13 protein-coding genes are annotated in these 13,703 nt (G+C 42.3%); 7 read left to right on the plus strand and 6 right to left on the minus strand.

The window, feature by feature from the left end:
• Positions 1-2,772, minus strand: a complete 2,772-nt coding sequence (gene leuS, locus FAM09_RS04495) for a leucine--tRNA ligase (protein ID WP_208025476.1) — start codon at positions 2,770-2,772, stop codon at positions 1-3.
• A gap of 277 nt (positions 2,773-3,049) precedes the next feature.
• On the opposite strand from leuS, the gene FAM09_RS04500 reads away from it, so the two are divergent.
• From FAM09_RS04500 to FAM09_RS04525, 6 genes are all read left to right on the plus strand, one after another.
• On the plus strand, positions 3,050-3,925 hold the full coding sequence (locus tag FAM09_RS04500; RefSeq protein ID WP_136575864.1) for a cell division protein FtsX: 876 nt from the start codon (positions 3,050-3,052) through the stop codon (positions 3,923-3,925).
• Between the two features lie 135 nt (positions 3,926-4,060).
• On the plus strand, positions 4,061-4,315 hold the full coding sequence (locus tag FAM09_RS04505; RefSeq protein WP_136575865.1) for a DUF3098 domain-containing protein: 255 nt from the start codon (positions 4,061-4,063) through the stop codon (positions 4,313-4,315).
• A 130-nt stretch (positions 4,316-4,445) separates the two neighbouring features.
• Positions 4,446-5,243, plus strand: a complete 798-nt coding sequence (locus FAM09_RS04510; protein ID WP_136575866.1) for an undecaprenyl-diphosphate phosphatase — start codon at positions 4,446-4,448, stop codon at positions 5,241-5,243.
• A gap of 157 nt (positions 5,244-5,400) precedes the next feature.
• Complete coding sequence (locus FAM09_RS04515; protein WP_136575867.1) at positions 5,401-6,777, plus strand: MFS transporter; 1,377 nt, start codon at positions 5,401-5,403, stop codon at positions 6,775-6,777.
• A gap of 164 nt (positions 6,778-6,941) precedes the next feature.
• Positions 6,942-7,781: an MBL fold metallo-hydrolase gene (locus FAM09_RS04520; RefSeq protein ID WP_136575868.1), complete on the plus strand. Its 840-nt coding sequence runs from the start codon at positions 6,942-6,944 to the stop codon at positions 7,779-7,781.
• A 475-nt stretch (positions 7,782-8,256) separates the two neighbouring features.
• Positions 8,257-8,637: a hypothetical protein gene (locus FAM09_RS04525; protein ID WP_136575869.1), complete on the plus strand. Its 381-nt coding sequence runs from the start codon at positions 8,257-8,259 to the stop codon at positions 8,635-8,637.
• 259 nt (positions 8,638-8,896) lie between these two features.
• On the opposite strand, the gene FAM09_RS04530 is transcribed toward FAM09_RS04525, so the two are convergent.
• On the minus strand, positions 8,897-9,691 hold the full coding sequence (locus FAM09_RS04530; protein WP_136575870.1) for a DUF3108 domain-containing protein: 795 nt from the start codon (positions 9,689-9,691) through the stop codon (positions 8,897-8,899).
• A 53-nt stretch (positions 9,692-9,744) separates the two neighbouring features.
• Positions 9,745-10,749, minus strand: coding sequence for a lysylphosphatidylglycerol synthase domain-containing protein (locus FAM09_RS04535; protein ID WP_166437024.1), 1,005 nt, complete (start codon positions 10,747-10,749; stop codon positions 9,745-9,747).
• A 38-nt stretch (positions 10,750-10,787) separates the two neighbouring features.
• Between FAM09_RS04535 and ruvC the strand changes: the two genes are divergently transcribed.
• Entirely contained in the window at positions 10,788-11,363 is a 576-nt protein-coding gene (gene ruvC / locus FAM09_RS04540) for a crossover junction endodeoxyribonuclease RuvC (protein ID WP_136575872.1), read from the plus strand.
• 87 nt (positions 11,364-11,450) lie between these two features.
• Here the strand turns inward: ruvC and FAM09_RS04545 are convergent, their stop codons facing one another.
• The 3 genes from FAM09_RS04545 to FAM09_RS04555 all read right to left on the minus strand — a co-directional run bounded on the left by FAM09_RS04545 (position 11,451) and on the right by FAM09_RS04555 (position 13,686).
• Positions 11,451-11,852, minus strand: a complete 402-nt coding sequence (locus tag FAM09_RS04545) for an HIT family protein (RefSeq protein ID WP_136575873.1) — start codon at positions 11,850-11,852, stop codon at positions 11,451-11,453.
• A gap of 144 nt (positions 11,853-11,996) precedes the next feature.
• On the minus strand, positions 11,997-12,470 hold the full coding sequence (gene greA, locus FAM09_RS04550; RefSeq protein WP_136575874.1) for a transcription elongation factor GreA: 474 nt from the start codon (positions 12,468-12,470) through the stop codon (positions 11,997-11,999).
• Positions 12,471-12,759: 289 nt separating this feature from the next.
• On the minus strand, positions 12,760-13,686 hold the full coding sequence (locus FAM09_RS04555) for an NAD(P)-dependent oxidoreductase (protein WP_166437025.1): 927 nt from the start codon (positions 13,684-13,686) through the stop codon (positions 12,760-12,762).
• Between the last annotated feature and the right edge of the window lie 17 nt (positions 13,687-13,703).

The raw sequence follows: 13,703 nt of genomic DNA on the forward strand, positions 1-13,703 counted from the left end.
TTACACAACCACATTCACCATCTTACCCTTCACATAAATGATCTTTTTGTGAGGCTTGCCTTCCATCCATTTCTTAATAACTTCATTGTCTAACACGATCCTTTCTACTTCGCCCTGCGGCGCATCCAGCGCAATCTCAATAGTCGTGCGCAGTTTTCCATTTACCGAAATGGGATACTCTTTGCTGCTTTCAACCAGGTAACTTTCATTTACCCTGGGATAAGCCGCATCCAGTATACAGGAAGTATTGCCCACCAAATGCCATAACTCTTCACTAATGTGCGGTGCATACGGCGTAAGCAATATCAATAATGGTTCAAGAATTTCCTTTTTATGGCATTTCAGGTCGATCAAATCATTTACACAAACCATGAAGGCGCTTACACCGGTATTGAATGAAAACCGTTCGGTGTCTTCTTCGATCTTCTTAATGGTCTTGTGCAGTACTTTCAATTCAGCAGGCGATGCCTTCTCTTCATTCCACACTTTTCCTTTCAATTCATCATAGAACAGGCGCCACAGCTTTTTCAAAAACCGATGCACCCCTTCAATACCTTTAGTTTCCCAGGGTTTGCTTTGTTCAACGGGTCCCAGAAACATTTCATACATGCGGAAAGTATCGGCGCCGTATTTATTCACCACATCATCGGGGTTCACGGTATTATACAAGCGCTTACTCATTTTCTCTACTTCCGTACCACAGATATATTTTCCTTCTTCAAGAATAAATTCTGCGGTTTCATATTCAGTCCGCCATTTTTTAAATTCCTCAATATCCAGTTCCACCCCATCTACGATATTAACATCTACGTGTATGGCATCGGTGGAATATTGATCTTTCAAACCAAGCGAAACAAATTTGTTTTCCCCATGAATACGATACACAAAACGGCTGCTGCCTTGTATCATTCCCTGGTTAACCAGCTTTTTGTACGGCTCATCATGTGCAATAAAGCCTAAATCATACAAGCCTTTTGTCCACATACGGCTGTACAACAAATGACCTACCGCATGCTCGGTACCGCCGATATATAAATCAACCTGCCCCCAGTAATCGCTGGCTTTACGGCTGCAGAATTCGGTAGCATTGTGCGGGTCCATGTACCGTAAAAAATAGTAACTGCTACCGGCATAACCAGGCATGGTATTGGTTTCCAGATCGCGGGACGTCCATTCTGCAATATTTGCCAATGGGCCTTCACCTTCCGGACCGGGTTTATAACTTTCAACATGGGGTAATTCCAATGGTAACTCGCTTTCTGATAAAGGATAGGCGATCCCATTTTTCCAAACAATGGGGAACGGTTCGCCCCAATAACGCTGGCGGCTGAAGGCCGCATCACGCATTTTATAATTTACTTTTCGCACCCCAATGCCGAGCTCTTCTATTTTATTGATCACCACTTCCATAGCATTGCGCATTACCATGCCATTCAGAAAATCGGAATTTTCCAGTTTGGCATCTTTGGTGGCATTGGCTTCTTTTCCGTCGTAATGTTCGCCAATGATATTGGTAATGGGAATATTGAAATGCTGCGCAAACTTGTGGTCGCGTTCATCGCCGCAAGGCACTGCCATAATAGCGCCGGTGCCATAGCCAGCCAGTACATATTCACTGATCCAGATAGGTATTTCCCGGCCATTGAACGGATTTAACGCATAGGCGCCGGTGAACACACCGCTGATCTTTTTCTCGGCCATGCGCTCGCGCTCACTGCGACTTTTTACATACGTTATATAGTCCTCTACAGCCTGCTTATGTTCAGGCGTTGTTATAGATTGAATCAGGTCATGCTCCGGCGCTATCACCATAAAGTCAACGCCAAAAATGGTATCGGGACGCGTAGTATATACGGTAAGCAAATCGCTTGTACCCTTTACCTTAAAGCTGATCTCCGCGCCATAACTTTTACCGATCCAGTTGGTTTGCATTTCCTTCATAGAATCGCTGAAGTCAACGCGCTCCAATCCTTCCAGTAAACGATCGGCATACTCAGTAATGCGCAGGTACCATTGCCGCAATTTTTTCTTTACTACCGGGTGGCCGCCTCTTTCGCTCACGCCATTAACAACTTCATCATTGGCCAACACCGTACCCAAGGCTTCGCACCAGTTCACTTCACCATAGCCGCAATAGGCCAGGCGGTATTCCATCAAAATATCCTGCTGTTCTTTCTCTGTAAAACCAGCCCAGTCGGCCGCGGTAAATACGCGCTTCCCGATCTTTGGCACCTGGAATTTATCATTTGGTATTTCATTGCCGGCATTTCCTTCCTTTTCAAAGATTTTTACCAGGTTGGTAATGTGCTCGGCCTTTTTTGTTCTGCGGTTATACCAGCTTTTGAACAATTGCAGGAAGATCCACTGGGTCCATTTGTAGTAAGAAGGATCGCTGGTGCGAATTTCCCGGCTCCAGTCGTAGCAAAAACCGATATTATCGAGCTGACGGCGAAACGTTTTAATATTCTGGTCGGTACTTACCGCCGGGTGCACACCATGGTCGATGGCATATTGCTCGGCTGGCAGTCCAAATGCATCATACCCCATGGGGTGCAATACGTTAAACCCTTTCAAGCGTTTAAAGCGACTGTAAATATCACTGGCAATGTAGCCCAGTGGATGGCCAACATGCAATCCGGCACCGCTTGGGTAAGGGAACATGTCCAGTACATAAAATTTTGGTTTCGGGGAATCATTGCTCACTTTATAGGCGCCTGAAGCCTGCCACTGTTCCTGCCATTTTTTTTCAATATCCCTGAAGTTGTATTCCATAATAATTCTGAGTTCTTAGTTCTGCGTTTTTAGTTTTGAGCCTGCGTTTATGATTCCGGGTTCTGCGTTTTTTAAGAATTTTGCCTTCATTCGCACATTAGCCTGACAATCAAACGTTGAGGAAACGTTAAAAAGTCATCCACCGCTGAAATTTTTATATCATTTCAATCGTTTAGAAGGATGTCAAAAATACGGATAATAACCGTTTTACCGGGATAAAACCGTTATTTTTGCCGCTCTTTTGAGGCATTATCATCCCTTCAAAAACTAATATTACATGGCGCAATTCGGAAAAGCATCGGCCAAGCGTTCCAAACCATCTTACTTTATGGCCATTTTAGGGGTCACTATTGTTCTTTTTTTTGTAGGCGTATTCGGGTGGCTGTTATTAAATGCCAGTCGTTATACCGAAGAACTGAAAGAAGACATTAAGCTGCAGGTGTACCTGCGCAGAAGCGCAACCCAGGCAGACGTTGACACCCTGATGCAATACATTAAATCGCGCCCCTACACCAAAACCGTTGAATTCATAGACAAAGAAACCGCCAAAAAGCAATGGATGGAAAAAGGCGAAACCGACTTCCAGGAACTGCTGGATGAAAACCCGCTGCCCGCATCCATCGATTTTAACCTGAAGAACGCGTACGTTCAGAAGGACACCATTGCCGCCATTAAAGCCGACCTTGAACAGCGGCAACTGGTGATTGAAAGTGTGAAGTATCCTGCTTTCGTGGTAGAAAAAATGGGGTCTTCCGTCCGGGCCGGATTGATCGTATTTGCCGCCCTGGCAGCCCTGTTCTGTATCTTATCTATTGTACTTATCGATAATACCATTCGCCTGGCCATGTACAGTAACCGGTTCCTGATTAAGACCATGCAAATGGTAGGCGCTACCCGGGGTTTTATTGCCCGTCCTTTAAATATGCGGGCTGTGCTGAATGGCCTCATTGCGGCCCTGGTAGCTATTGGTCTTATTTACGGACTGATGATGTTATCGGAATATTTTCTGCCATACCTGGGCGACCTGCGGGATAACAGCAAAGTGGCCATCCTGTTTGGTTTTCTGATCGTACTGGGTATCAGCATTACGCTGTTCAGCACCTACCGCAGCGTGGTAAAATACCTGAAAATGAAACTCGACGAGTTGTATTAATACGCTGCACGCAAAACGCTGAACGCTGAAGTGAAAATTTTCGGGAAGAACTTGTTTCGGAAGGCAGCGTTAAGCTTTAAGCGTTGAGCGTTGAGCATTAAAATTACCTATATTGCGCACCTAATAATTGGCCCAATGAAGGAAACAAAAAAACAAACCGCTCCTGCTACCAGCCTGTTTACCAAGGATAATTACATCTGGATGATCGCAGGTATCATTCTGGTAGGTATTGGTATTATTTTAATGTCGGGTGGTAAAAGCGACGACCCCAATGTTTTTAAAGAAAATGAAGTGTACAGCTTTCGCCGTATTACCATTGCTCCCATTCTGATATTATTGGGCCTGGGCATTGAAGTTTATGCCATTTTTAAAAAACCGAAGGCTAGTTGATAATTTAATCTTTATAAGATAATAAGGCGATGCTTTTTCAAAGTATCGCTTTCTTTATTTTATATATGTATTGATTAACTTGTGAGCCCATTTAATCTGTCAACCTGTTAATTGATCAACCTAATAACTAATGAGCACCCTCCACGCCATTATCATTGCTATCATAGAAGGTCTTACTGAATTCTTACCCATTTCTTCAACCGGGCATATGGCCATTGCCTCCGCTATAATGGGCGATCATGGCGACTTTGCCAAGTTGTTTGAAGTTGTTATACAATTTGGGGCTATTTTATCGGTTGTTGTATTGTACTGGCGCAAGTTCTTCGATTTTAAAAAGATCTCGTTCTATATAAAACTCTTTATTGCAATCATTCCGGCCCTGGCTTTTGGCGCGGTCTTTAAAAAGCATATCGATGCCATGCTGGAAAAACCCATGATCATTGCGTTGATCATGTTATTGGGTGGCATCGTGCTGCTGTTTGTTGACAAATGGTTTCAAAAACCGGCGATAGATAAAGAAGAACAAATCACCAATAAAAAGGCTTTTGTCATTGGCCTGTACCAGGTGCTATCTATCATTTTTCCTGGTTTAAGCAGAAGTGCCGCTACCATCATTGGTGGCATGCAACAGCAATTAAGCCGGCGGCTGGCCGCAGAGTTCTCGTTCTTCCTGGCAGTACCTACCATGCTGGCAGCAACGGTAAAAAGCCTGTACGATATGTATAAGGAACAACCCGAAGTACTTAATACCGATAACTTAAGTACCTTACTGTTAGGTTGCGCCATCGCATTTATTGTTGCTATAATAGCTATCCGGTTCTTCATTGGCTTTTTGCAGAAATATGGCTTTCGTTTATTTGGCTGGTACAGGATCATAGTTGGACTGGCGTTGTTGATATTGTTCTATACCGGTGTTATAGGAAAATAAAGCAGTTACCAGTTACCTGACGCCGGGTACCGGGTCTAAAATTCAGAAATTCCGATTATAGGTAACCTGATCGACATGCAAGCCCGGAAACCGGAAACCGGTAACTCTTGAAAATTCCCAATTGCATGTACCCCTTAACCAACTCAAAGCTTCGCTTATGCAGATAGCTTCCCGTAAAGTCATTAACTCCTGGTGTATGTACGACTGGGCCAATTCGGCATACAACCTGGTTATAACATCAACAATATTTCCGGCATACTATGAGGCTATTACAAAAAACCGCATGCCGGATAATGAAGTAGTATTCCTGGGCAGAAAGTTTGTCAACACGGCTTTATATAATTATGCGCTGGGCACTGCATTTATTGTGGTTGCTTTTATATCACCCATCCTTACCTCCATTGCCGATTACCGTGGCAATAAACGGAACTTCATGCGCTTTTTTTGTACCATGGGCGCCATCTTCTGTTCGCTGTTATACTTTTTTGCCCCCACACCTGTAACAGCAGAAACTACGCGGCTCAGCTCAACGAGTTTAGATATCGGTATCATCTGCATGGTGCTATCCTGCATCGGCTTTTGGGCCAGCCTGGTGTTTTATAATTCCTTTCTGCCCGACCTGGTGCCGCATCGCCTGCGCGACCGCATCAGTGCCCGCGGTTATACCTGGGGGTATATTGGCAGTGTTATTTTACAGATACTGTGTTTCATCGTCGTGTTCTTTCCCAAAGCATTTGGGTTTAATAGTCAATATGAAATGGATTATATGCCGGCCAGGGTTTCGTTTGTGCTGGTAGGCGTGTGGTGGTTCGGCTTTGCACAAATTCCTCTCAGGCACCTGCCCATCAGCACGGTAAATGAAAGGCATGAACGCAAAAATGTATTCAGCAATGGTTTCCTTGAATTAAAGAAGGTATGGAGCCAGTTGAAACATATGCCGGTGCTCAAACTGTTCCTGCTGTCTTTCTTCTGGTACAGTGCCGGTATACAAACTGTATTCCTCGCTGCAACACAGTTTGGTGCAAAAGAATTGCACCTGCCCACCGATAAGCTCATCATCACCATCATGATCATTCAATTGGTGGCTATACCCGGCGCCATATTAATTTCACGTGCGTCTGAACGGTTTGGTAATATTAAAACCCTGATGGTTTGCGTACTTGTTTGGATTGGCGCCTGTATCGGCGCTTACTTTACTTATACTGATATTCAATTTTACTTCCTGGGCGCTATCGTGGGCCTGGTAATGGGAGGAATACAATCACTGAGCCGGTCTACTTATTCTAATCTCATGCCTGAGACAAAAGATACGGCCTCCTTTTTCAGCTTCTATGATGTTACTGAAAAAATTGCACTTGTAATGGGTATGTTTACATTTGCTTATATTGAAGAACGCACCATCAGGTATGGCGGTATGCGTAACTCGGTATTAGCATTGATGGTATTTTTTATGTTGGGTTTTGTATGGCTGGGTTTAACGATGAGCGCATTGAGGAAAGCCAATAAGCAATGGGCAATAGGCAATAAGCAATAGGCAATTATGCAGTATGAAATGAATTGTGGTCGCATTTTTGCAGACAAGCAATAAATAAGCCGTAAGCTGCAAGCTTAAAGCTGTAAGCAATACAGCGGTAGCAACCTCAAACCAAAAACCACAAACAATAAACTGTTGGTTCATATCCACAAACAATATTAAAAATGAATTTATACTCAATTAATACAGGATATTTTAAACTGGATGGCGGTGCAATGTTTGGTGTGGTACCAAAATCAATCTGGAATAAATTGAATCCGGCCGATGATAATAATCTGTGCAACTGGGCTATGCGCAGCATGCTGATACAGGACGAAAACCGGCTTATCCTGGTTGATAACGGTATGGGCGACAAACAAGATGACAAATTCATGCGCCATTATTATCTGAATGGCGATGATTCATTAAACAAGTCGCTGTCAAAATATGGCTTTCATGCCGATGATATCACTGATGTTTTTCTTACTCACTTACATTTTGATCATTGCGGCGGTAGCATCATTCGTTCGGGCGATAAACTGGTCCCTGCTTTCAAGAATGCCACGTACTGGAGCAACTTACGGCATTGGGAAGCTGCAACGCAACCTAACGACCGTGAGAAAGCATCTTTCTTAGCAGAAAATATTTTACCCATCCAGGAAAGCGGGCAATTAAAATTTGTGGAGCCAACTGATGGGATTGAATTTTCCAGCAACGTGAAAGTTCGTTTTGCATATGGTCATACAGAAGCAATGATGTTACCGCAAATCAGTTACAAAGGACATACGGTTGTGTATGCCGCCGATCTGTTACCTGCTGTTGCCCACTTACCTATCCCCTACGTAATGGCATATGATATGTTTCCCCTCACTACGCTGCAGGAAAAAAAGCAATTCCTCACTGAAGCTGTCGAAAACAATTACATCCTGTTTTTTGAGCATGATCCGGTAAATGAATGTTGTTCGTTGCAACAAACAGAAAGAGGCGTTAGACATAAGAATGTGTTTAAACTGGAGGAGTTGTAGATGCAACTTAAATTCAATTAACTTTTTGAAATGTAAATAGCTATGGCAACTGCCTGAATGTAGATGCCATAGCATAAGTTATCCACATTCAATATTTATCGGTTGTACATAATTGTTAACGTTACTAACGCATTTTTAACCAAATGGAATGAACAAATTTTGCGTCTGTCGCTTTAGTCGTTTTATTCGTTTTTGTCGTTTATGGGAATTTTCTTTGATTCCTTAAAAACAGATGAGATATAATTATAATATCAACTCATGATAATTAAATCATATGCATAATTTACAAAATAGATGTTAGTGAATTTTGACGAGATCCATTTTTTCGATTCCGGAAGGAATTGGAAATCAAAAATTAAAAAGTAGCTATTTCGCAAAAAGAGATCTCCGTGTACCCAAGTCGCTCAACAACCGCTATAATTCAATATGCCGGAGTACAACTTGCGTTTTTAATATTTTTATCGATTTGCCAATTTTGAAAGTTTTGTTCGCCGGAAGGTCCAAGAAAGAATTTTACGGAGCATTTGTAAACTTCAATAAGCAGTTTACTGAATTCTATAAAAAGTTTGTCGAATTCAATAAGCAGTTTACTGAACTCTATAAAACATTTGTCGAATTCAATAATCAGTTTACTGAATTCTATTATACATTTCCCAACTTCGGTAACCAGTTTGTCGATTTTGAAAACCAGTCTCCCGATTTCAGTAACCAGTTTATCGAATTTGACAACCAGCTCACCGGTTTTTATAACCAGTTGATGGGAATAGATAACCGGTTTGTAAGTTTAGTAGGGAAGATTGCAAATGTTTGCTCAGGTTGGCAAGCGGAGTACAAAACCCGTAACGCGGTTTATTAAAGCCGACAGGCTATTCATTAAAACCAGCAAATGGACTACCAAAACTGCTAAGCACACAATTAAATTCACTAAACGAATAAGTGAAACAGGCAGTTTGATGATAGTAACATTCAAACTAATCAATGAATCCTGCACCCCGGCCGTAAAAATTCAAAAACCAGCGATGAAAATCAATAAATTGGGATTGGAATTTGAGCTGTTGATAGTAAAAAAACGGTAACCTGTCTTATATAATAAGTAGCGTCTTTCTGCCGATAGCTTACAAGCTGATCAGTGAAGTGAGCGGATATCGCAAATTACGGTAGCTGATCATATCGATCTTTACACTGCCAACAGAAATAGGACTTTCTATTCGAACGGGAACATGGTTCTTATCGTCGCTTACCCAAACCGTCATCTTCTCTCCCCCTTCAAAAATGGTCCCTTTAATAAGTAGCGGTTTAAACTTTATGGCTTTAAACTTACCATACTTGGTCTTTATGGTTTCTTTACCCAGGTAGCGGAGGTACATTTGAAACACTTCGTTATCGAGGAACATGGAAAAATTGATCTTGTCGCCTACTTTATGCTTATTAAAATCAATATTGCGGGAATAATAAACAGCGCTTAATACATCCTGTACACATTCGGGCACTTTGTAAACCCCCTGGTTGGTGATAGCCGAGTTAGTGGTTTTATTGAACGTTACATTTTCATACTTTTTATACCCGCCTTCATATACATTGCGAATAAAGCGGTATGGTTGCAGGGTGGCTGTATCTATATAAGTTTCATATTTATCACGAACCTTGAAAAAGTTATCGTAAAAGCTATAAGTTTTACCATCACCAGTAATATGGTACACCGGTTTACCAGCCATTTTTTCCAGGTTAGTAGTAAAAGTGGCTTCCCCGGCGCCGAAATAGGCACCTACTACTGTATAAAACACCTTTAAGGTAATTACTTCACCGTTCGCAAAGGCTGAATTGCGTAATTCGCAAAAGCCATCCACGGCTCTCAGCGGAAAACTAATGACGATAAACAGGAGGAAAACGAGTGGTCGGTATACTTTCATGTAACGCTATTCAATTAATCCATTTAATTTGGTTGACGTCCCAGGCCGGTGTATTATTTTCTATTATTAAATATTTTAATGCCTAAAATTAACAAACTCCCTATCAATGCCGGAATTACCAGGTTGATGATCCAAATAGCCAGGGAGGTTGCCAGGATACCGGTAATATTGCTATCAAAAAGTTGTACCACTTCAATGCCGATTTTCCATCGTACCCCTAGTTCGGTGATCACAGCAATAGTTGGTACTATCGATAAAACCAGGAATATAACACTTACAGAACCCGCAACCTGTGTAGCAGTAACATGCACATCAAACACATCGAACAGCAGGTAATATTGTCCTATAAAAACGCTGTACCTAAGTACAGATAAAGACAAGATCCGAAATAAGATAGTTGCGTTAAGACTTTCTAAAACCCGGATATAAGATACAGGCTTTTGCAGTCGTGGAACCTTTTCAAACCATCTTACCAGGCCTGCCAGTCGAAAATAAAATAATGTTAAAATTACCGCAACAGCTACAGTAAAATACAACAACATCGTCAGCCAAAGTAGCGTATGCGGTGCAAACGTATGAAGCAATTCTGTATTCCCATAGGCCTTTAAATATAAAATTCCGCCAATTCCCGCCCACCAGGTAACCAGTAACTGGCCCATACTGCACACAATAGTAAGAGAAATTGCTTTTACTCGCTTGCCTTCATCAAGATATAATATTCGCCCCATGTACTCCCCTATACGGTTGGGCGTAAAAAAAGCCAGGGTAGTTCCGGTAAAAACTGCTTTCCACGACTGTATAAATGACAAGTGCTGCACCCGGTTGATTACGATCTGCCATTTACGGGCTTCCAACCCCCAGTTGGCTAACATGAGCACCAGGGCCAGCACCAGTTTCCAGGCTTCGGCGCCAATGATGGCCCGCCAGGCATGTTGCAGCGATTGCTGCCAGTTATTCTGCCGTAACAATTGCCGGTAAATTGACCAGGCCAGTAGGCAAAACACCACCGGACCAATCACATAGTTGAGCAGAATTTTGATATTTTTGTTCGTCGTCACCAAAATAAGTTCACAAAGTAATCCAATCCCAACGCTCCTTGCAAACACCTTCAAAAATAATTCTTGGCATTGACCCCGGCACCCTGGTGATGGGATATGGTATTATAATGGTATCACCTCAAAAAATTAAACTAGTTGAGATGAGTGTGCTTAAGTTGAATGCACGTAAAGACAATTACGAACGCCTTCAACTCATTCATCAAAAAGTTGGTGAGCTTATTAAACAACATAAGCCTGGCAGCTTTGCTATTGAGGCGCCATTTTTTGGAAAGAACGTACAAAGTATGCTTAAACTGGGACGCGCACAGGGCGTTGCTATTGCCGCTGCCATGAGCGCCGGACTGGAAGTATTTGAATATTCGCCCAAAAAAATAAAGCAGTCCATCACGGGTAATGGTAATGCCGGAAAAGAGCAGGTATGGCAAATGTTGCAACGCATTCTCACCATTCAACATAATACCGATATTAAATACCTGGATGCTTCCGATGCGCTGGCCGTAGCAGTGTGTCATCATTACCAGGACAACGCCCTACTTAAAACAACAGGGAAGAAATTAAAAGGCTGGGAAGATTTTATAGCTAAGAACCCTGATAGAATAACCAACAGGCAATAAGCAACTGACAATTGACAAATTGTTCCTGAACCGGTAGTAGCTTGCATGCAATCGACACCCCGCAATTCGCGAACCCTTGCCAATTGCCTATTGTTGCTTGCCCATTGCTTTTAAAATCTTCTCCTGCGCCGCTTTCAATTGTTCCGGCGTGAGCTTCAGTTTTCCCCGCGTAAAATTCAGGTCATTTACGCCATTGATAGGTACAAGGTGTAAATGGGCATGTGGCACTTCCAGTCCCACTACCGATAACCCGCAACGGTTACAGGGAAATGCTTTTTCAATGGCTTTGGCAATGGGTTTCGCAAACAACAGCATGCGGCCCAGGTAATCATCTGGAACATCAAAAAATTTATCTACCTCAATTTTCGGCACAACCAATACATGCCCTTCAACCAAAGGAAATATATCAAGAAATGCAAAGAATCGATTGTCTTCTGCAATTTTATAGGCCGGTATATCACCGGCAATGATCTTGGAAAAAATAGTCATACGCGCGGTAGTTTTTTATTTAATATGAATGCTTTGCAATAAAATAAAAACAGAGGCACACAAAGCTACTTGTTAAATGATAAACCAGCCTTAAAAGAAATTGCAATAAAAAAATTCGGGAATCGAGGGAACAACAACCAGTTGTTAAACGGTTATATCTTCAATTTTAAACTTGAGTAAGCCGGCAGGAACCTGAACTTCTGCCACGTCGCCAACAACTTTGCCAAGCAAGCCCTGGCCTATGGGAGAGGTTACTGAAATTTTTCCCAGTTTCAGATCGGCTTCTTTTTCAGAAACAATAGTGTAGGTGATCCTTTTCTTGTTAGCAAGATTGAGAATGGTCACTTTGGTAAGAATAGACACCTTACTGGTATCTACATTTTCGGTATCAAGTATACGAACACTCGCAATATCATTTTCAAGCTTTTTTAATTTTGCTTCCAGTATACCCTGAGCTTCTTTGGCAGCATCGTATTCGGCGTTTTCCTTCAGATCGCCTTTTTCACGTGCTTCAGCAATAGCCCTGGCTGCCGCCGGACGATCTACTGTACGCATACGCAGCAACTCCTCTTTCATTTGCTCCAGCGTTTCTTTGGTAACGTATAAAACACTACTCATAATAACCTCCTTATTTTAAACCAGATATAATTGGTGCTCTACTATAAACAGAAAAAAAGAACAACGCCTCTGAGCTGAAGCGTTGCACTACTGTTATAAAACAAAAATAAAGTTTTTTTCAGAATGATTAAGTTCCCCGGATCGATTTTTTAACAGGAAATTTCTTAAAAGACATAAAGGCAACGAGGCAAAGAGGCATTACGGAGTAATAGTTTAGCATATTTAGCTACCCTGGGGCCTCAGCTTCTCATTTGAAACCTCAAATCTCAGCAACTAAACTATAAACCCTTTATAATCCCAGCTTTTCCATTACCACACTGGCCATTTTATAATACGCTTCATGACTGTACCCTGCGGTATGCGGCGTGATCAACACATTTGGCTGATGCAATAACCAGTCCAGTTCCTTTTTTTCCGTTTCTGAATAAGTTTCCAGTTTTTCATTCTCCAACACATCCAGTCCGGCCCCGGCAATTTTGCCGTTTTGCAAGGCCCTGATAATCGCCCCGGTATCATGCACTTTCCCGCGGCATGTATTCAAAAAAAATGGTTTGCGTTCCAATGCATTAAAAAAGTTGTCATTGGCGTAATGGAATGTTTCTTCCGTTAGCGGCAGGTGCATACTTATTACATCTGCATAGCGGGCAACCTGTTCCGGATTGGCTTCATGCACAAAACCTTTGGCAAAACCAAATTTGTATTTATCGCAAGCCAGTACCGTTACATCGAACGAAGACAATACTTTGGCAAAAGCGCTGCCGGTATTTCCATACCCGATAATACCAACTGTTTTACCGGTAAGCTCAATACCGCGGTTGGCATCGCGGACCCACTTGCCTTCCCTGATCTCGAGCATACTGCTGCTCATCTTGTTCATAAGGTTCAGCAACATACCCAGGGCATGTTCTGCAACGGCGTTGCGGTTGCCTTCGGGGCTACTTACACATTTAATACCTTTCCGTTCGGCATACGCTACATCAATCAATTCCATACCGCTGCCCAGGCGACCTATCCATTTTAATTGCGTTGCCCGGTCGAGCATGGGCTTATCGATTTTTATACGCGTTGTTACTATTAACCCATCGGCCTCATGAATAGTTTCCAATAACTCTTCGTAGGTAACAGCGGGAACATGTTGTACAGTAAATCCTTTTTTCTGCAATTCCTCAATAAGCCAGTTATGTACTTTGGCCGTTATAATAACTTTCTTCATCATTATGTTTGTTCTTCATG

Source organism: Niastella caeni (assembly GCF_004834005.1).
Taxonomy (GTDB): Bacteria; Bacteroidota; Bacteroidia; order Chitinophagales; family Chitinophagaceae; genus Niastella; species Niastella caeni.